This is a genomic window from Haloarcula limicola, from assembly GCF_010119205.1.
Classification (GTDB): domain Archaea; phylum Halobacteriota; class Halobacteria; order Halobacteriales; family Haloarculaceae; genus Haloarcula; species Haloarcula limicola.
Map to the genome: position 1 here is coordinate 430,560 of NZ_WRXM01000001.1, position 18,600 is coordinate 449,159.

General features: G+C 66.7%; 13 protein-coding genes. 5 read left to right on the top strand and 8 right to left on the bottom strand.

All coding sequences use genetic code 11. The features are described from left to right. Entirely contained in the window at positions 1-1,428 is a 1,428-nt protein-coding gene (locus GO488_RS02270; RefSeq protein WP_162316182.1) for an ABC transporter substrate-binding protein, read from the bottom strand. Between the two features lie 68 nt (positions 1,429-1,496). Further along, entirely contained in the window at positions 1,497-2,201 is a 705-nt protein-coding gene (locus tag GO488_RS02275; RefSeq protein ID WP_162316183.1) for a helix-turn-helix domain-containing protein, read from the bottom strand. Positions 2,202-2,428: 227 nt separating this feature from the next. On the opposite strand from GO488_RS02275, the gene ppc reads away from it, so the two are divergent. Continuing rightward, positions 2,429-5,125 carry a phosphoenolpyruvate carboxylase gene (ppc, locus tag GO488_RS02280; RefSeq protein ID WP_162316184.1) on the top strand — a complete coding sequence of 899 codons (2,697 nt, stop codon included), beginning with the start codon at positions 2,429-2,431 and terminating at the stop codon, positions 5,123-5,125. 93 nt (positions 5,126-5,218) lie between these two features. Beyond that, on the top strand, positions 5,219-5,668 hold the full coding sequence (locus GO488_RS02285; RefSeq protein ID WP_162316185.1) for a universal stress protein: 450 nt from the start codon (positions 5,219-5,221) through the stop codon (positions 5,666-5,668). 31 nt (positions 5,669-5,699) lie between these two features. Here the strand turns inward: GO488_RS02285 and GO488_RS02290 are convergent, their stop codons facing one another. Genes GO488_RS02290 through glpA form a run of 3 tightly spaced genes read right to left on the bottom strand, consistent with a single transcriptional unit; the run spans position 5,700 to position 10,052 of the window. Then, the gene (locus GO488_RS02290; RefSeq protein ID WP_162316186.1) at positions 5,700-7,067 is read right to left on the bottom strand and encodes an anaerobic glycerol-3-phosphate dehydrogenase subunit C; all 1,368 of its coding nucleotides are present in this window, start codon (positions 7,065-7,067) and stop codon (positions 5,700-5,702) included. After that, positions 7,064-8,335, bottom strand: coding sequence for a glycerol-3-phosphate dehydrogenase subunit GlpB (gene glpB, locus GO488_RS02295; protein ID WP_162316187.1), 1,272 nt, complete (start codon positions 8,333-8,335; stop codon positions 7,064-7,066). Before glpB ends, GO488_RS02290 begins: the two co-directional genes overlap by 4 nt. After that, complete coding sequence (gene glpA, locus GO488_RS02300) at positions 8,325-10,052, bottom strand: anaerobic glycerol-3-phosphate dehydrogenase subunit GlpA (protein WP_162316188.1); 1,728 nt, start codon at positions 10,050-10,052, stop codon at positions 8,325-8,327. The genes glpB and glpA overlap by 11 nt, the downstream gene beginning before the upstream one ends. A 682-nt stretch (positions 10,053-10,734) precedes the next feature. On the opposite strand from glpA, the gene glpK reads away from it, so the two are divergent. The 3 genes from glpK to GO488_RS02315 all read left to right on the top strand — a co-directional run bounded on the left by glpK (position 10,735) and on the right by GO488_RS02315 (position 14,612). Continuing rightward, positions 10,735-12,267 (top strand): glycerol kinase GlpK, encoded by a 1,533-nt coding sequence (glpK, locus tag GO488_RS02305; protein WP_162316189.1) that lies wholly within the window; start codon positions 10,735-10,737, stop codon positions 12,265-12,267. 3 nt (positions 12,268-12,270) lie between these two features. Further along, positions 12,271-13,374 carry a DUF7973 family transport facilitator gene (locus GO488_RS02310; protein ID WP_162316190.1) on the top strand — a complete coding sequence of 368 codons (1,104 nt, stop codon included), beginning with the start codon at positions 12,271-12,273 and terminating at the stop codon, positions 13,372-13,374. Positions 13,375-13,436: 62 nt separating this feature from the next. Further along, positions 13,437-14,612 carry a Cdc6/Cdc18 family protein gene (locus tag GO488_RS02315; RefSeq protein ID WP_162316191.1) on the top strand — a complete coding sequence of 392 codons (1,176 nt, stop codon included), beginning with the start codon at positions 13,437-13,439 and terminating at the stop codon, positions 14,610-14,612. 1 nt (position 14,613) lies between these two features. On the opposite strand, the gene GO488_RS02320 is transcribed toward GO488_RS02315, so the two are convergent. The 3 genes from GO488_RS02320 to kdgK1 form a co-directional block, all read right to left on the bottom strand. Then, complete coding sequence (locus GO488_RS02320) at positions 14,614-15,585, bottom strand: ROK family protein (protein ID WP_162316192.1); 972 nt, start codon at positions 15,583-15,585, stop codon at positions 14,614-14,616. A gap of 56 nt (positions 15,586-15,641) precedes the next feature. Then, on the bottom strand, positions 15,642-17,402 hold the full coding sequence (pyk, locus tag GO488_RS02325; protein ID WP_162316193.1) for a pyruvate kinase: 1,761 nt from the start codon (positions 17,400-17,402) through the stop codon (positions 15,642-15,644). Between the two features lie 118 nt (positions 17,403-17,520). Continuing rightward, a complete protein-coding gene (kdgK1, locus tag GO488_RS02330; protein WP_162316194.1) occupies positions 17,521-18,480 on the bottom strand; it encodes a bifunctional 2-dehydro-3-deoxygluconokinase/2-dehydro-3-deoxygalactonokinase in 960 nt (319 codons plus the stop codon). Between the last annotated feature and the right edge of the window lie 120 nt (positions 18,481-18,600).

The following is an 18,600-nucleotide window of genomic DNA, read 5'->3' on the forward strand; positions in this document are numbered from 1 at the left end:
TTACAGCGAGCAACCCATCTGGTCGCTGTCTTTCGGAATCGTGGTCTCGCTCTCCTCGATCCGGGCCAGCGGCTCGCTGGGCATGATGGCCGCGCCCCAGTTCTCCGCCCACTCGTCGGTGGTCGGGATCGGGTCGGCGACGGTCATCGCGGAGCGGGCCTGGTTGTTGTACTCCTGGAAGGTGTACCCGCCCTCGCCCTTCGGCGTGTCCGTGACGGTCATCCCCTTCAGCGCGTCGGCGACGTCCGCGCCCGCCGTCGAACCGCCCTCGGTGACGGCCTGATGGATGGCCGACGCGCCCGTGAACGTCCCCGAGGTGAACAGGTCCGGGACGACGCCGTAGGTGCTGGTGTAACGATCGACGAACGTGGAGTTGACCTCGTTGTCGTACTGGTTCCAGTGGTACCGCGTCGTGAACGGACCGAGCCGCGCGTTCCGGATCTTCTCCTTGGTCAGCGGTTCGCCGAGGACGTTCTGGAGGGTCCCGCCGACGACGCTGTTGGTGATGCGCGTGGCGAACCCGCCGAAGACGCGGAAGGAGTAGTCCCCCGAGAGGAAGGCGTTGAACATCAGCGGGAGGGTGGCGACGGTGAAGCCGCCGACGACGCCCTCCGCGCCGGCCTCCTCTGCGTTGTCGAGCAGCCCGCTCCACTCCTCGTACCCCCGCTCGACGAAGCGGGTGTCGAGGATCTCGACGCCCTCCTGCTGGAGGACGGCCTTGTAGTTGTTCACCACCGCGCGCCCGAAGGAGTAGTCCGCGCCGAAGAGGTACACCTTCGAGACGTCGGTCTCGTTGGCGACGTACTTCCCGCCGGAGCGGGCGTCCATCGCGGTGGTCTCGCTGGCGCGGTAGACGAGGTCCGAACACGTCTCGCTGTTGGCCGTGATGCCCGCCGACGCCGCCGGGCCGACCATCATCGGGACGCCGGCCTGACTGACGACGTTGCCGATGACCCGCCCGGCCGCGCCCGAGGAGGAACAGCCGAAGAGCATGTCGACGTCCTGGTTGCTGACGAGGTTCGTCGCGGCCGTCTGTGCGGTGTCCGCGGCGAATTCCGTGTCGCGGATGTAGAGCGTGTACTCCACGTCGCCGACGGTCATCGAGAGTTCGCCCGTGCTGGACTGCTCCGGCGGGCTCCGGTCTGCCTTGTACGACAGCCCCGAGAGGAACCCCCACAGCGACTGCTTCCCGTAGTACGAGAGGTCCCCCGAGAGCGGCTGGAGCACGCCGATGCTGATCGATTGTGCGCTGTCCGACCCGCCCGTCGAAGTGCCGTCGCTTGTCATGTCTGAAGTTCCGCCGCTGCCGTCACCACCGTCGCCGCCGTCGCCACCGTCGCCGCCGTCTTCGTTTACACAGCCACTGAGGCCGGTGATTCCGACACCGAGCGCACCGAGTACGCGCCGCCGTGTGATGTGGTCTCGCATACAGATGTAAGTACACGAACGATTACCATAGTGTGTCGCGTTCACATGTTAACGCCGGCGAGCGAGCGTCAGGAGTCGATATCTTCGAGCGCGTCGACGACGCGCTCGATCATCTTGCGCTCGCCTCGGCGGAGGTTCTTCGAGACGGCGGGTTTCGAGACGCCGAACTCCTCCGCCAGCGTCCCGAGCGTCGCGTCGCGGGGGCTCTGGAAGTACCCGGAGGAGACGGCCTCTTCGAGCGTCTCGCGTTCGGTCTCCGAGAGGTCGCGACACCCCTCGATGAGCGTCATCGCCGCGCCCGCGTTGCGTGCCACGTCCTGCAGCTGCGGCAGGCTGGCCGGCGAGCGCTCGATGACGTCGAACTCGTTGTCGCGGTCGAGTTCCGAGAGCGTGTCGTCGGCGTCCCGGCCCCGGTCGAAGCCGACGTGCCACACTTCGCTGCCCGCCTCGATATGGAACGGGCCGGTGATGTACCCCCCGTTGTCCCGGATCGTCTCCATCGCCGTCGTCTCGACCATGACCGTCCGGATGTGGGCGGCGGCGTCCTGCCGGCGCAGCAGGGAGACGTCGTTCATGTTCGGGTGGTCTCGCAGCGTCGAGAGCCCGTGGTCGAGTACCTCTCGGTCGTCGGCCTCGACGACCATCCGCGTCTCCAGTTCTCGTTTGGCGGTGTCGAAGTCCCAGTGGACCGCCGCGAACGCGACACCATGGTCCGCCGTCGTGTCGATGAACGGACAGTCGTACTGCTCCATGTCCATGGCGATGTCTATCATGGGCTGTCCACGCTACCGAAGTTGGTATCTCCATAATGATAAATTATTCTTCCCACGACGGTATCAAAACGGTCCGTGCGAATCGCTTCGACAGCTAGGTATGGTGTCACGAACCGCCGTCGATTTCCGCCTCCACGCCCCTTCTATCACGAATTACTACGGACTATAGCGGCGTCCTGCTATGCCGTTTCAATAGTGTTTTAGGCCTCCCCTCGGGAGAGACTGGTATGACTTTGCACGCCAGAGAGATAAGTCAGGACGTGCGGGAGTTAGGGGAACTCCTCGGTGAAATCGTAGAGGCACAGTCGTCGACGGAAGCGTTCGAGATCGTCGAAGACATTCGGACGTCCTCCATCGAGTACCGGCGCGGCGACGCGGACGACCGAGAGAGCGTGGGGCAGACGCTCGACCGCCTCAACCCCGAGATGGAGGACATCGTCGCGCGAGCGTTCACGACGTACTTCGAACTCATCAACCTCGCGGAGGAGCGCGAACGCGTCCGCGAGATCCGCGAGGGCAGTCAGGAGGGCGTCTTGGAGGACAGCGTCCTCGACGCCGTCAAGCGACTCTCTGACCGCGACGCCGACGCCGAGGAGGTCGAACAGGTTCTCGACGACGTGCTCATCCAGCCGACGTTCACCGCACACCCGACCGAGGCCCGGCGGAAGACGGTGAAGGCGAAGCTCCGCGCGGTCGCGAACGACCTCGAAACGCTCGACGAGGTCCGTCTCACCGACCGCGAGGAAGAGACCGTCGAGCGCGACCTCGCGGCCGAGGTCACGAGCCTCTGGCAGACGCCCCAGGTCCGCGACCGCCGCCCCGAGGTCACCGACGAGGCGCTCAACGTCCAGTGGTACCTGGAGAACGTCCTCTTCGAGGTCATCGACGAGGTCTACGACGAGCTCGAAGACGCGCTGGACGAGGAGTACGCCGAGGACATCCACGTCCCCAAGCTCTACGAGTTCCGCTCGTGGGCCGGCTCCGACCGCGACGGCAACCCCTTCGTCACGCCGGAGGTCACTGAGGAGACGCTCGAACGCCAGCGCGACACCGTCCTGCCGCTGTACCGCGACAAGCTCAAGGAACTCTCCGGCGTGCTCAGCCAGGACGCCTCGAACATCACGACCGACGCCGCCTTCGACGAGCGCCTGAGCGAGCACAAGACCCGGCTCCCCGGCGCCGCGAGCGAGGCCGAGGAGCGCTACCCCGACGAGCCGTACCGCCAGAAGCTCAAGCTGATGCGCGAATCCGTCCTCCGGGTCAGCGACGTCCGACAGGGCGGCTACGACGGCTCCGGAGAGCTACTCACGGACCTCCGGACCATCGCCGAGAGCCTGCGCGAGAACGAGGCGGAAGTCGTCGCCGAAGCCCACGTCGACCCGCTGATTCGGAAGGTCGACACCTTCGGCTTCGCGTTCGCCAGTCTCGACCTCCGGGACCATCGGAAGATGCACACCGACGCCATCGCCGAGGCCGTCGACCGACAGGGCATCGACTACGTCGGGATGGACGAGGACGAGCGCGTCGAGTTCCTCACCGAGGCCGTTTTGCAGGACGACCCCATCGTCGACATGGAGGACACCGAGGGGCTCTCGGACGACTCCACCCGCGTCTTCCGCCGCTTCCGGAAGACCGCCGACTGGCAGAACGAGTTCGGCGTCGACGCCATCGACACCTACGCGATCAGCTGGTGCGAGGAGCCGAGCCACGTGCTCGAAGTCCTCTTCCTCGCCGATCAGGTCGGCATCGTCGACCTGCCGGGCTACTGCGGGCTGGACATCGTCCCGCTGCTGGAATCGGAGTACGCCCTCTCCGGTGCCCGGCGCATCATGGGGACGCTGTTCGACAACGAGGCCTACTCGAAGGCCCTCGACGCCCGCGAGGGCATCCAGGAGATCATGCTGGGATACTCGGACTCCAACAAGGAGAACGGCTTCCTGGCCGCTAACTGGTCGCTGTACAACAACCAGAAGCGACTCGCCAACATCACCGACGACTACGACGTGGAGATGCGCCTGTTCCACGGCCGCGGCGGCTCTATCTCCCGCGGCGGCGGCCCGATGAACGACGCGATGCTCGCGCTGCCGAACGAGACGGTGACCGGCCAGATCAAATTCACCGAGCAGGGCGAGGCCATCGCCGAGAAGTACGCCAACCACGACATCGCCGAGCGCAACTTAGAGCAGATGCTCAACGCGCAGGTTCGCTCCCGCCACAACTCGATGCACGAACCCGTCGAGGAGATCCCCGACGAGTGGGCCGAGGCCATGGAGACGGCCGCCGACGCCGCCCGCGAGGAGTATCAGGACCTGCTGGAGACGGACGGCTTCGTGGAGTACTTCGAACAGGCGACGCCCATCACCGTCATCGAGAACCTCAACATGGGCTCGCGGCCGGCCTCCCGCAGCGAGGACCGCAGCGTCGACGACCTGCGCGCCATCCCGTGGGTGTTCTCGTGGACGCAGGCCCGCTGTATCATCCCGGGCTGGTACTCGATCGCCACCGGGCTGAACGCCTATCTCGACGACGGCGGCGACATCGAGACGCTCAAGGAGATGTACGAGGAGTGGCCGTTCTTCCGGACGAAGCTCGACAACGCCTCGCTGGCGCTCGCCCGCACGGACATGGACATCGCCCGCCAGTACGCCGACCTCGCCGACGACGACCTGCGCGAGCGCATCTTCCCGCGCATCGAGGAGGAGTACCGCGAGACGGTCGATCTCGCCCTCGAGATCGGCGGCCGCGAGGGTCTACTCTCGCGCGACTGGCTGGAGGAGAACCTCGAACGGCGGAACCCGTACGTGGACCCGCTGAACCTCCTGCAGGTCCGCCTGCTGGCGCAGTCACACCTCACCGAGACCGAGAAGCGGACGCTCCGCCTGACGGTGCAGGGGGTCGCGGCCGGCATGAAGAACACCGGATAACGCCGGCTCCGACGCTCGTTCGGTGCGCCGCTCCGTTACAACGGGCGTAGTAGTCACCGAAGCCTTTACTTTCGAGCCCTGTGGAGGGCCGCTATGGCACTAGAGAGGATTCTCCTCGCCGTCGGACCGAACGACAAGGACCGCATCGACGAACTCGCCGCGGCCGTCACGGACATCGCCGGTCCCGCGGGGGCCAGCGTCGTCATCGCCCACGTGTTCACCGACGACGAGTACGACAACGTCGTCGACCGACTGGAGTTCGCCTCCGCCAGCGAGGCCGACCCGAACGAGGTCGCCGACCGACACACGACCGTACGAGAACTCGAAGATCGCTTCAACGACGCTGGCATCGACTACAGCGTCCGCGGTGCCGTCGGCAACCACGGCCAGCAGATCGTCGATCTCGCCGAGGAAGAGAACGCGAACCTCGTCGTCGTCGGCGGCCGCAAGCGCTCGCCGACGGGGAAGGCCGTCTTCGGCTCCACGGCACAGGAAGTCATGCTGAACGCGCCGTGTCCGGTCACGTTCGTCCGCGGCGAGTAATTCCCGAAAAAATCGTCTTCTCGCTTTCGCGCTAGGCCACCAGCGCCGACTCCAGCAGCTCCAGCGGATGCCGGATCTCGTAGCCGCTGCCGTGCTCCATCTGCATCGCACACGTCGGACACTCGGTCATGCCGGTCGTCCCCTCGGCGTCTTCCATGTGGTCGAACATCTCGTCGCCGATCTCCATGGACTTCTCGTACTTCTCCTCCTTCCAGCCGTAGGTGCCGGAGATGCCCGAACAGGACTCGCCGACGTCCTCGACGCCGACGCCCTCTAAGTCGCGGAACAGCTCGACGGCCTGTCGGTCCAGCCCCTGGTTGCGGGCGTGACAGGGGGCGTGGTAGGCGAACTCGCGGGCGAGGTCGCCGGAGACGTCGGCCGACTCTACCTCACCGCGGAGGTCCTCGTGGATGCGGAGGTACTCGACGGCCTCGAAGGTGTTCGCGGCCACCTCCTCGATGCCGTCGATGTCGAACAGCTCGGGGTACTCCTGTCGGAGCGCCATCGAACAGGAGGTACACGAGGCGATGGCGTCGTAGCCCTCCTCGACGAGGTCGGCCATCGAGGAGACGTTGACCTCGGCGTGGCGGCGGGCGTCGTCCAGCATCCCGTTCGCGAACATCGGCGTCCCCGAACACTTCTGTTCGGGCGCGACGACCTCGTAGCCGAAGTGCTCGTAGACGCGGACCATCGCCTTGCCGACCTCGGGCGTGTTGTAATTCGAGTAACAGCCGTGGAAGTACGCCACCTTCTTCTCGGCGTCCGCGGGGTCGCCCAGCCGCTCGCGGGCGCGCCGGGCGTTCCGCCGCGAGGCGTCCGCGCCGCCGCGGTCGGCCCACCACTCGCGGAATGTCTGCTGTGCGAACTCGGGGAAGTCGCGCTCGCTGGTGATGCCCATCGTCTTCTCCATGACCCAGCGGGCGGGACCGAAGTTCATGGCGAAGTTCGCCACCTTCGGGGCCTTGCTCGCGAACCACGCCGAGGTCCGGTAGTTGGCGAGGATCCGGTTGCGGACGTACTCCACGGAGAACTTGTCCATCTGCTCGCTGACGTACTCCCCGCGGGCGGTGTTGTGCATCTGCGAGAGCGGGACGCCCGACGGACAGGCGTTGTCACAGCGCATGCAGTTCGAGCAGTCCATCACCGAGTCGTCGATATCGTAGCCGTCGTCGGTCTGCTTGAGTCGCCACTGCTCGGGGCCCTGGAACTTCGGGCCGGGGAAGTCGTCGTCCACCTCCGCGACCGGGCAGTTCGTATCGCAGATCGAGCACTTGTAACAGGCGTCCGCGCCCGGCCGCAGGTCGAAGTCGTCGCTCTCGGGGAACACTTCGGTCGGCTCGAAGTCCTCGCCCGTGTTCGGTGCAACTGGGTCGAAGTCTGGGGATTCTGCGTCGCTCATCGTAGTTCCTCCACGGCGTTCGTGCCCGCCGCGTAGCCGGTCGCAATCGAGACGCCGCCGCCGGACTTCTCCGCCGCGAAGTCGTAGCCGCCCAGCACGCTCCCGGCGGCTCGGACGTTCTCGAACTCCACGTCGCCGTCGGCCGAGAGCGGCTGCATCCGCCCGTCCGTCTCGACGCCGAACCCGGCGAAGGGGTGGTCGCCGAACACCTCGGTGTCGAACCAGTCGTAGCGGTCGGCCGGGTGGGGAACGTGACAGTCGAATATCGGTTCGCTGACGCCCTCGCGGTCGGATTCGATGCCCTTCCCGACGAGGCCGCCGGTAGCGAGGACGAACTGCTCGGCCGCGTAGGGGATCTCCGCGCCGTTCTTCTCGACGAAGACGCGCTCTACGTGCTCGTCGCCCTCGTAGGAGACGACCGGATTCCCGGTCTCGATGCTCGCACCGGCTTCGTCGAGAGCCGCGAAAAGCCGGTCTTCGAGGCGGAGACCGGGCAGCGACGGCGGTCCCATCGGCACCTCGAAGACGTCGACGCCCATCTGCTCGCTCAGCGCCGCCCGGATCGCGGCGGGGTGGTCGTCACCGAGGACCGCCGGGAAGCCGACGCGCTCCTCGTCCTCGATGAGCGGGTTCACTCGCTGGGCGAGCGCTTCGCGGGCCGGTCGCTTCCGGCCGCGGACCGCCACCTCGCTGTCGGTATCGAGCAGTTTCGCGTATCGCGTCACCTTCGCGTCGGCGCGCAGGTCGCCCGGGAACTGAATCGTCTCCCCGCGCACGTCGAAGGGGACGCCCGCCGCTTCGAGGTGCGAGGCGACGTGAGGCGCGTCGAAATCGGTCATCGACTCGATGCCGACCAGCAGCGCGTCCCGGTCGTCGCTCGCCAGTCCCGCCGCCGCGCTCCGTGGGTATCGGGCGGTCGGTTTGACGGTCCCGCCGTGGGTCGGCAGGAGCGCGTTGGTGTCGGTGTGTCCCCCCTCGTAATCGGTCACGTCGTCGAACAGCGCCATCGCCTCGCGAACCGTCTCGACGCCGACGGTGCTGTAGGGATGCGAGTCCGGCAGGTCCGTCATCGCCGCGTACGGGTCGGTCAGCGGTCCCTCGCCGTCGGGCGTGTAGCCGAGCAGATCGACCAGCCCGGAGGCCTGCCGGAGCGTGCTCTGCTTGTAGGAGAGCAGGCGCACGTCCGCGCCCTCGCGGGCGGTGGCGAGCGCGCTCGTCAGTCCCGCGAGTCCGCCGCCGACGACCAGCACCTCCGACTCAATCGCCATTCCGTCCTCCGTCGGCGGCGACGTTCGCCGCGCCCGCGGCGTCGCCGTGGTCGACGCCCGTATCGAAGGCGGCGAAGTCGACCGGATCGCCTCCGGCTGGGTCGTGGTCGCGGTTCTGCGTCGTCGCGTGCAGGGCGTAGTTCAACATCGCTTGGGAGAGCTGCTGGCCCCACAGCGCGTGGCGCTGACCCTTCCAGCGCTCCTGGAGCAGTTCGTCCCACGCCCGTCGGACGACCCCCTCCTCGTACTCGGGGTGGAGCTCGCTCGCCATCCGGTGACAGCAGATGCCCCCCTGGCAGTTCCCCATCGACGCGCGGGTGCGGATGCGGACGGCGTTCAGGTCCGACCCCGACTGCCCGATGGCGTCCTGAATCTCGGCGCGAGTGACGCCCTCGCACTCACAGACGGTGGGATTCGGGCTGTCGGTCTTGAGCACCTCGTCGGCCCGCGAACCGAGGCGTTCGACGCTCCGGCGACCGATGGGCGAACGGAGACCGAACTCGTCCATGTAGTCGCGCAAGACCGAGAAGTCCTCGCTGCCGGGCAGCGGCTCCTCGGCGGTGCGACAGTCGGCGTCGATGCCGAACTTCCCGCAGACGTGGTCGGATATCTGCTCGCCCATCATCCGGTAGGTGGTGAACTTCCCGCCGACGATGCTGGTCATGCCCGGCAGGTCGTCGCGCTCGTCGTGGTCCAAGAGGAAGAAATCGCGCGTGATGTCGGTCGGGTCCGTGCTGCCCACGTCCGGCGGTTCATACAGCGGCCGGACGCCCCAGAACGACCGGATAGTTCGGGCCTCTTCGAGCATCGGAACGAGCTCCGACAGCGTCTCGATCATCAGGTCGACCTCCCACTGCTCTTCGGGGTAGTCCTCGGGGTCCTCGACCTCCTCGTCGGTGGTACCGAGGATGGCGGTCGTCTCGTGGGGGACGACGATGTCGGCGTCGCCCTTGGGCCGACAGCGGTTGATGACCGTATCGACCTGTCGGACGTTCATGATCGTCATGACGCCCTTCGAGGGGCGGACCGCGATGTCGACGCCGGCCATGTCGCCGATTCGGCCGGCCCACGCGCCCGTCGCGTTGACGACGTAGTCGGCTCGAATCTCCTCTTTGCCGCCTTCCTTCCCGTGGACCCGCGTGCCCGGCCCGGAGGTGTGTTCGACTTCGAGGCCGACGACCTCGCCGCCCTCTACGAGGAGGTCCGTCACCTTCGAGTGGGTCTCGATGCGCGCGCCGTGTTCCTGTGCGCTGCCGGCGTTGGCCACGACCAGACGGAACGGATCGATGGCTCCGTCTGGGACCACGATGGCCTTCTCGATGTCCTTCGCCAGATGCGGCTCCATCGAACGCGCCTCCTCGCGGGAGACGACTTTCGCCGGAATGCCACATTCCTCACAGCCCGACAGTTTCTCCTGAAAGTACTCCTCGCTGTCCTCGGGTCGCTTGACGAACATCCCGCCGGTCATCTCCACGCAGTGACTGGCGATGTCACGGAGGACGCGGTTCTCCTCTATGCACTCGGTCGCGCTGGCCTGGTCCGAGACGGCGTAGCGACCGCCGCTGTGGAGGAGGCCGTGCATCCGCCCGGTCGTGCCGTGCGTGAGGTTGCCCTGCTCGACGAGCGTCACGTCGAGACCGCGCATGGCGAGGTCGCGGGCGATGCCCACGCCGGTCGAGCCGCCGCCGATGACGGCGATGTGTGGTGTCGATCCCATCTGCTATAGTCGGCCTTCGATTCGCACGCACTTTATTTTACCGTTGAACCCCCTCCCTACAGTAAATTTCATCGGTAATCGTGACTATTTCGTCGTCGACGGTCGTGATAGAGAGGTGCGTTCACAGATATCACGAAAACGATCGGGATGACATGAAGCGGAGTCAGAGGACACGAAACGGCGCAGTACGAGGCTATCTCGATTCGGAGCCGCTCGTCGACACGGGCGGAGATTCGTTACTACCGATTTCCTATCGCCGATAACTGACGGGGATCTTCATCGGTACCGCGATCCGCCGTAGACGCCGCTCACTCTCTTCGAACGTGCCGTTCGGAAAGTACGGTCCGATGTTCAGTGCTTGGAAGAAGCCAGCGTCTCTCGACTGCGTGAAATTACCGGGTCGCCCGCATAGACGTTCGGGACCCAATCGACGGTCGGACCGACGATTCGAAGGTCGACGACGAGCCGATCTCCGCCTGTAGTTCGCCTCTGGAGCCTGTGCCACGAGATATTACCTTCGTGAGTTACTACCTTCGCTCGGAAAGTGAGAAAACGACTGCTCGTCACGAATATTTTATGCGTAGCCGGCAGTTAGCAGTAATCTTTATAATGATTCACCATATTGTTTACCAGCAAGGCAAGGCCTCTGGTAAATAAGGTCTGCCCGACGGAGTACACACGAATGTCAGACACGTACGTCGCGTCGATCGATCAGGGAACGACAGGCACGCGGTTCATGGTGTTCGACCACAGCGGACAGGTCGTCGCCAACGCCTACGAGAAACACGAGCAGATCTACCCCGAGCCCGGCTGGGTCGAACACGACCCCCTCGAAATCTGGGAGAATACGCAGGATGTCGTCCGGCAGGGACTCGAAGACGGCGGCATCGAGGCGAGCCAACTCGAAGCGCTGGGCATCACCAATCAGCGCGAGACCACCGTCGTCTGGGATAGAGAGACCGGCAAGCCCGTCCACAACGCCTTAGTCTGGCAGGATCGCCGGACCACCGACCGCGTCGAGGAACTGCAAGAGGCCGGAAAAGTCGACGAGATCCGAGAGAAGACGGGGTTAGAGGCGGACGCGTACTTCTCGGCGACGAAGACCGAGTGGATCCTCGATAACGCCGAACCGCTGAAGATGCAGAGCGCCCGCGGCGAGAGTCTCCGCGACCGCGCCGAGGCCGGCGAGCTCATGATGGGCACCATCGACGCCTGGCTCATCTACAACCTCACGGGCAACCACATCACCGACGTCACCAACGCCTCCCGGACGATGCTCTACGACATCCGGGAGATGGAGTGGGACGAGGACCTTCTCGAGGAGTTCGGCGTCGACGAATCGATGCTCCCCGAAGTACGACCCTCCTCGGACGAGGAGTACTACGGCCACACCGACCCCGACGGCTTCCTCGGCGAGGAGATCCCCGTCGCCGGCGCGCTCGGCGACCAGCAGGCCGCGCTGTTCGGCCAGACCTGTTTCGACGAGGGCGACGCGAAGAACACCTACGGCACCGGGTCGTTCTACCTGATGAACACCGGTAACGAGGCCGTCGAGTCCGAGCACGGACTGCTGACGACGATCGGCTTCCAGATGTCCGGCGAGCCGGTCCAATATGCCCTCGAAGGGTCCATCTTCATCACGGGCGCGGCCATCGAGTGGCTCGAAGACGTGGACCTGATCAACAACGCCGCGCAGACGGCCGAACTCGCTCGTTCGGTCGACTCGACGGACGGCGTCTACATGGTCCCGGCCTTTACCGGTCTCGGTGCGCCGCACTGGGACGGACGCGCACGCGGGACGATAGTGGGGATGACTCGCGGGACCCGCAAGGAACACATCGTGCGGGCGACCCTGGAGTCCATCGCCTACCAGACCCGCGACGTCGCCGAGGCCATGGAGGCCGACTCCGGCGTCGAGATGACGTCGCTGCGCGTGGACGGCGGGGCGGTCAAGAACAACTTCCTCTGCCAGCTCCAGTCCGACATCATCCAGACGGACATCGCCCGGCCCGAAGTCGACGAGACGACCGCGCTCGGATCGGCCTACGCCGCCGGGTTAGCCGTCGGCTACTGGGAGACCGTGGACGAACTTCGGGACAACTGGCAGATCGACCGCGAGTTCAGCGCCGAGATGGACGCCGAGGAGGCCGACAGGATGTACGGGCGCTGGGACGACGCCGTCGAGCGCTCGCTCGACTGGGCACGGGAGGAGTGACCGATGTCTGGTGAGCTACTCCTCCAGATTCCGGTCATCGGCGTCGAGGTGTCGCGGTTCGTCGCCCTCCTGCTCGCCGCCTTCGCGGGCGGTGCGTTCGGGGCTGCGCTCGGCGCGCTCCCGGCGTTCTGTTTCACGGGGTTCATGGTCATCGCCGGCGAGGCGGTGAACATCCTCACGGCCGAACTGGGTTCGGTCGGTGATATCCCCGCCGGTGACATCGCCGTCGGCATCACCGGCAGCGTCGCGTTCGGACCGGTGTTCGGCCCGCACGTCGCCTTCGCCGGCGGCGCGGCCGCGGCCGCCTACGCCGCGAAGAACGACGGGATGCCCGACCCGGCGGACGGTGACTACCACCCCGCGAAGGACATCGCCTACGCGCTCGGGACCCGACCGGACATCCTCGCCGTCGGCGGCGCGTTCGGCATCTTCGGAATGCTCGTCGCGCGAATCTCCGGCGGACTCGCGCTCCCGTGGGACCCGATCGCGATGGGCGTCGTCCTCTCTGCCGTCGTCCACCGACTCGCCTTCGGGTATCCCCTCATCGGCAAGGTGCGCGGCAGCGGCGTCTTCGACATGACGCCCTTCGAAGGCGGGAAGATGCGGATGGAGCAAGTCGAGGGCGAGGAGGTCGCGACCGACGGCGGATACGCCGCTCAGCGCCCCGCAGTCGAGCCGTGGCTCCCGCACCAGTATAAGTGGGCGGGCGTGCTCATGATAGGAAGCGTGACCGGCATCCTCGCCGGGTGGACCGCGATCATCACGAACAGCGCCTTCCTCGCGTTCGGTATCTCCGCGGCGCTGCTGACGTTCCTGAACCTCGGCGTCGAGAAGATCCCGGTGACACACCACATGACGCTCCCGGCCAGCACGGCCGCGCTAGCCGTCATGCCCCTCGGTATGGGCGAACCCGTGACGCTCGTCGTAGCCGCGGCGTTCGGCGTCATCGGCGCGCTCGCGGGCGAAGTCGTCCAGCGCACCTTCTACGCTCACTCCGACACCCACTTCGACCCGCCGGCGGCGGCGATCGTGGTCGCGACGTTCGTCATCGCGATCCTGGCGATAGTCGGCGTCTTCCCCACCTCCGTGTGGATTCCGCTGCCGTAAGCGGTTCGTACGGCTTTTAACTCACTACTTCGGACTAGCGGTACTCACGACTCAGCCAATCTATGGACATCGAAGCGAGGATCAAGCGACGACAGCGCCGAAACGGGCACCCGCGTCTGATACGGGACTACGAGTCCCTCTCGCCCGTCGCACACATCGACGAACCGGCCGACCGCGGCCCGGTCCTCGAGCGCCTGCTCGACCACCTCGACCCGGTCTTCGACGGGAACCTCCCGCCGAACGCGTACGTGTACGGTCCCGCCGGATCGGGAAAGTCCGCCGTCGTCACGGCGCTGTTCTCCCACCTCGACCGCCTGCCGTCGGAAACGCGCGCGGTCATTCAGACCAGCACGCGCGCACAGACGCCGACGTCGCCGGCGTTCGTCTACGTCGACGCCCGACGGACCGCAAGCGAGTTCGCGTTCTACCACGCGGTGCTGGACGCCCTCGTCGACGAATCGGTGCCCGAACACGGTATCGGGACCGACAGGCTCCGCAGTCGGCTCGACGACCGGCTGGCCGGGTCGCGGGCCGGGGTGGTGATCGCGGTGGACCACGTCGGCGAACCCCGGAGCATCGACGAGGGGGACCTCGTCGACCGCCTCGCCGGCCTGCCGAGTAACGTCAGCTGGCTGGCTATCGGCCGGGACGACCCCGAGGCGACAGGCCTCACCGGCTACACGGCGGCGTCGATACACGTCGACCGCTATCAGCGACAGATGCTGGTCGACGTCCTGATGACGCGGGCGTCGCTCGGCCTCGCACAGCAGGCCCTCGACCACGGCCTCGCCCGGTCGATCGCCGAGTGGGCCGAGGGCGACGCCCACGACGCCCTCACGGTGTTGTTCGTCGCGACCGACCACGCGAGCGAGGCCGGACGCGCGCGGCTCACCGAAGCGGACGTCGAGCGGGCGATCGACGAGATGCCCCGGCCCTGTATCTCACTGGGCATCGTCCTCGGGCTTCCGGCGAACAGACAGGCGGTACTGCGGGCGCTCGTCGACGTCAGTCCGGAAGACCGGTCCTCGGTGACGGCGACCACCGCCGCAATCAGCGAGTCGTCGTCGGTAGACCTCTCGGAGGGCACCGTCAAACGGTTCCTCTACGAGATGGCCGAGGCGGGCGTCGTCGAGCGGGTCCAATCGGAGGCGCGACACGAGCAGGGCCGACCGCCCAGTCGGGTCGTCCCCCGGTTCCCGCCGACGGCGTTTCGCCGGCTGTACGACCTTCGACAGTGAGCTAGACGCCCTTCGCCGGGTCGCCGGTCCCGGCGGTGAGCGCCGACGCGAGCGCCCCGCGGACGCCGACGTCGTCGCCGAGGTTGGTCAGCTGGATGTCGGGGATGTTCGACATCACCATGTCGTCTAAGCGGTTCCGGATGGGGTCTAACACCTGCTCGGGATTGTTCATCGCGACGGCACCGCCGACGTAGATGACCAGCGGCGCGTAGGAGTGGACCATGTTGGCGACGCCAATGGCGTTCCAGTGACAGACCTGCTCTAAGACGTGCGAGGCGAAGTCGTCCTCGCCGGCGTACTCGAAGACGTCGGCGGCGCTGAACCCCTCGGTGTCGAGGGGGAGCGCCGTCTCGACGGGGTCCTCGCGGTGGAGACGCGTGGCGTAGCGGGGGATGTTCTCGCCCGAGCAGTACGCCTCCCAGTGCCCGTCGTGGCCGCAGCCACAGGTCATGAACCCGTGCGGGTCGATGGTGAGGTGGCCGACCTCGCCGGCGTTGCCGTCCCACCCGCTGAGGACGTTGCCGTCGACGACGACGCCCGCGCCGACGCCCGAGGAGATAGTCAGGTAGATCATGTCGTCGGGGTTGCGGTCGGCGTAGAAGCGCTCGCCGATAGCGCCCGCGTTGGCGTCGTTGTGGAGATACACCTTGGACGTGCCGAGCAGGTTCTCGACGGGACCGGTGAGCGGGATGCGGTCGATGGTGTCGGGGAGGTTCGCCGGGTTCTCGACGATGCCCTCCGCGAGGTCGAGCGGGCCGAACGAGCCGATCCCGGCCGCGACGACGTCGGTGGGCTCGATGTCGGCCGCCGCACAGGCCTCGCGCAGCGCGTCGAGGACCGCCTCGGTGACGGCGATCCCGTTCGGTCCGCGCGGCGTTTCCGTCTTGTACGACGATATCGGCGTTCCGGACTCGTCGCCGATGATGGCCCGGATGTGCGTCGCACCGAGGTCGACCCCAGCGTATGTGCCCATGTTGCTGGGGAAGTCGCTCTTGCGGTACTTAATTGCACATATTCGTCCCGCCCGTGCTATCGCGCGTCGTCCAGGCGTTCTCGACCGACGGCTTCCTCGTAGACGACGCCGCGTTCGGCGTCGAGGGTGATGACCGCGCCGTCCTCGACGTCGGCGGGGAGGCGGGCGTCGGATACCATCGGGATGGAGAGCTCCCGAGCGACGATGGCGGCGTAGCTCGTGATCCCCTCGTGGGCGTCGACGACGCCGCCGACGCGGCTCGTATCGCCCGTGAACTCCCCGTCGAACCCCTCGGGGATCGAGAGGATCGCGCCGTCGGGGGCGTCCGTGAGGTCGCCGTCCTCGACGTGATACACCGGGCCGGTCACCAGGCCGGAGACGACCGACCGGCCGCTGACCAGCGTCTCGGCGGCGACGTGGACCTTCAGCATGTTCGCCGTGTTCATCCCGTCCAGTTCCGTCATCATCCCCGAGAGGACGACGACCGTGTCGCCGCCCTCGGCGGCCTCGGTGTCGAGGGCCGCCTGCACGGAGGTCTGGATGATGGCGTCGGCACCCTCGTTGGTGTATTTCGTCGTCACCGGCGTGATGCCCCACGAGAGCGCGAGTTTGCGCCGCACCCGCTCGTTGGGCGTCGAGGCGACGATCGGGATCGACGGGCGGTACTTCGCGGCCTTGAGCGCGGTGTAACCGGACTCGGAGGCGGCGACGACCGCGGACGCGCCGATGTCACGGGCGAGGAAGCGGGCCGACCGGGCCAGCGCGTCGGTCCGCGTCTCACCGGCGGTCGGGACGCGCTGTTCGCGCGACTCGGCGTACTCGTCGCTCTCCTCGACGTCGCGGACGATGCGGTCCATCGTCTCGACCACGCGCGCGGGGTGGTCGCCGATGGCCGTCTCGCCCGAGAGCATCACGGCGTCCGTCCCGTCGAGGACGGCGTTGGCCACGTCGGAGGCCTCCGCGCGGGTCGGTCGCCGGGAGTGGACCATCGAGTCCAGCATCTCTGTGGCGGTGATGACCGGGACCCCCGCCTGGTGGCACTTGCGGATGATGCGCTTCTGGATGATGGGGACGTCTTCGAGGGGGCACTCGACGCCGAGGTCGCCGCGAGCGACCATGACGCCGTAGGCGGCCTCGATGATCGAATCGAGGTTCTCGACGGCTCCCGAGCGCTCGATCTTCGCGATGATGGGGATGTCGATGCCGCGTTCCTCCATCGCCTGGCTGATCTCGTAGATGTCCTCGCCGTCGCGGACGAACGAGGCGGCAACGAAGTCCGGTTCCTTCTCGGCGGCCACGTCGAGTTCCCGCTCGTCGTTCTTGGTGATGGTCGGCAGGTCCAGTTCGACGCCGGGGACGTTGACGCCCTTCCGCGCGCCGAGTTCGCCGCCGTTCTCGACGTGTGCGAAGACCGCGTCGCCCTCGACGCGCTCGACGGTGGTCTCGATGCGGCCGTCGTCTAAGAGGACGCGGTCGCCGGGTTCGACGTTGGTGATCGACTGCGAGAGGCCGATCTCCTCGGGGGTCGCCTCGTCGCCGACGACGAAGCGGACCGTCGTCTCCTCGACGAGTTCGATGGGCTCTCGGACCGGCGCGGTCCGGACCTCCGGGCCGGGCATGTCCAGCATCGCCGCGACGGGCGAGTCGACGGCGTCGTCGACCTCGCGGATGCGGTCGATCATCTCCCGGCGGTGCTCGGGGGACCCGTGGCTGGCGTTGAGCCGGGCGACGGACATTCCGGCCTCGGCGAGCGACGCTATCTCGTCGACGGATTCGCTCGCGGGACCCAACGTACAGACGATTTTCGCGTTACGCATCGGTACAGTCACCCGAGAAAAACGGCAGTGAGCGTGCGTTTCGGTGGTTCATAGGAGTTGCTAGCGAGGGAGGGGATAAGAAGGTTGGCGGATAGCGAAGAACTTCTTCGCTATCGAGTTACCGGGAGATAGCGCGCGTGTCGCCCGCGATGACTTCCCGGACCTCGTCCGGCGAGACGACGGCGATGTCGCCGGGGACCGAGCGCTTGAGCGCCGCCGTCGCCGCGCCCCACTCGAGCGCGTCGGGGACGGACTCGCCCGCGAGGTACTGCGAGAGGAAGCCGCCGACGAAGGAATCGCCCGTCCCGACGGGATAGGCGTTCGACGCCTCGTAAGTCGGCTGCTCGTAGACGTTCCCGTCCGCGACGGCGAGGGCGCCCTCCGCGCCGCGGGTGACGAGCGTCACGTCGAAGCCGTAGTCGTCGGCCAGCCCGCGAGCGACCGCCTCGGCATCGCCGTGGCGCTCCAAGACGAGTTCAGCGTCCCGACGGGCGACGACGAGGACGTCCACGTCGGGAAAGAGATCAGTGAGGACGGCCTTCGCCTCTTCGGGCTCCCAGAGCTTCGACCGGTAGTTCAGGTCGAAACTCGTCACGGTGTCCGCGTTCCCCGCCAGCGAGAGGAGGTCGGCGGTGGTGGATTCGAGCGTCTCCGAGAGCGCGGGCGTGATACCGGTCGTGTGGAAGCCGGTGGCAGCCTCTATCGTCTCGGTCGGTAGTTCGGCCGTTCGCGCGGTGGTCACGCTCGCGTTCGCGCGGTCGTAAATCACTTCGTTACCCCGCGGCGGCCGGCCCTGTTCGAGGTAGTACGTCCCCTGTCTGCTCTCCTCGGAGTCGTCCCACGAGATATCGGTCGTGACGCCGTGGTTGCGGAGTTCCCCGACGACGCGCCGGCCGACCGGCGAATCCGGGAGCTTCGAGGTCCAGACGGCGTCGAGGCCCAGTCGCTGTGCGGCGACGGCGACGTTCGACTCGGCCCCGGCCGCCCGGACGTTGTACTGATCGGCGGTCTCTAACCGTTCCTCGTCCGGCGGCGAGAGCCGGAGCATCGTTTCGCCGAACGTGACCAGGTCTGTCATATGCCTCTCTCGTAGTCGGCCCGGTATAAATCCACGAGAGACGACTGCCCGCTCGCTTCCGGTGTAACTGTGCCGTAATATCTACACCAATACCTCCTAATTTGGTCTCTAACTATTGAT

Coding starts and splice junctions, on each gene's coding strand:
- glpB (WP_162316187.1), bottom strand. CDS start 8,335: ATGGCGATTGAGTCGGAGGTGCTGGTCGTCGGCGGCGGACTCGCGGGA.
- GO488_RS02275 (WP_162316183.1), bottom strand. CDS start 2,201: ATGATAGACATCGCCATGGACATGGAGCAGTACGACTGTCCGTTCATC.
- GO488_RS02310 (WP_162316190.1), top strand. CDS start 12,271: ATGTCTGGTGAGCTACTCCTCCAGATTCCGGTCATCGGCGTCGAGGTG.
- glpA (WP_162316188.1), bottom strand. CDS start 10,052: ATGGGATCGACACCACACATCGCCGTCATCGGCGGCGGCTCGACCGGC.
- kdgK1 (WP_162316194.1), bottom strand. CDS start 18,480: ATGACAGACCTGGTCACGTTCGGCGAAACGATGCTCCGGCTCTCGCCG.
- GO488_RS02315 (WP_162316191.1), top strand. CDS start 13,437: ATGGACATCGAAGCGAGGATCAAGCGACGACAGCGCCGAAACGGGCAC.
- pyk (WP_162316193.1), bottom strand. CDS start 17,402: ATGCGTAACGCGAAAATCGTCTGTACGTTGGGTCCCGCGAGCGAATCC.
- GO488_RS02270 (WP_162316182.1), bottom strand. CDS start 1,428: ATGCGAGACCACATCACACGGCGGCGCGTACTCGGTGCGCTCGGTGTC.
- GO488_RS02290 (WP_162316186.1), bottom strand. CDS start 7,067: ATGAGCGACGCAGAATCCCCAGACTTCGACCCAGTTGCACCGAACACG.
- GO488_RS02285 (WP_162316185.1), top strand. CDS start 5,219: ATGGCACTAGAGAGGATTCTCCTCGCCGTCGGACCGAACGACAAGGAC.
- GO488_RS02320 (WP_162316192.1), bottom strand. CDS start 15,585: ATGGGCACATACGCTGGGGTCGACCTCGGTGCGACGCACATCCGGGCC.
- glpK (WP_162316189.1), top strand. CDS start 10,735: ATGTCAGACACGTACGTCGCGTCGATCGATCAGGGAACGACAGGCACG.
- ppc (WP_162316184.1), top strand. CDS start 2,429: ATGACTTTGCACGCCAGAGAGATAAGTCAGGACGTGCGGGAGTTAGGG.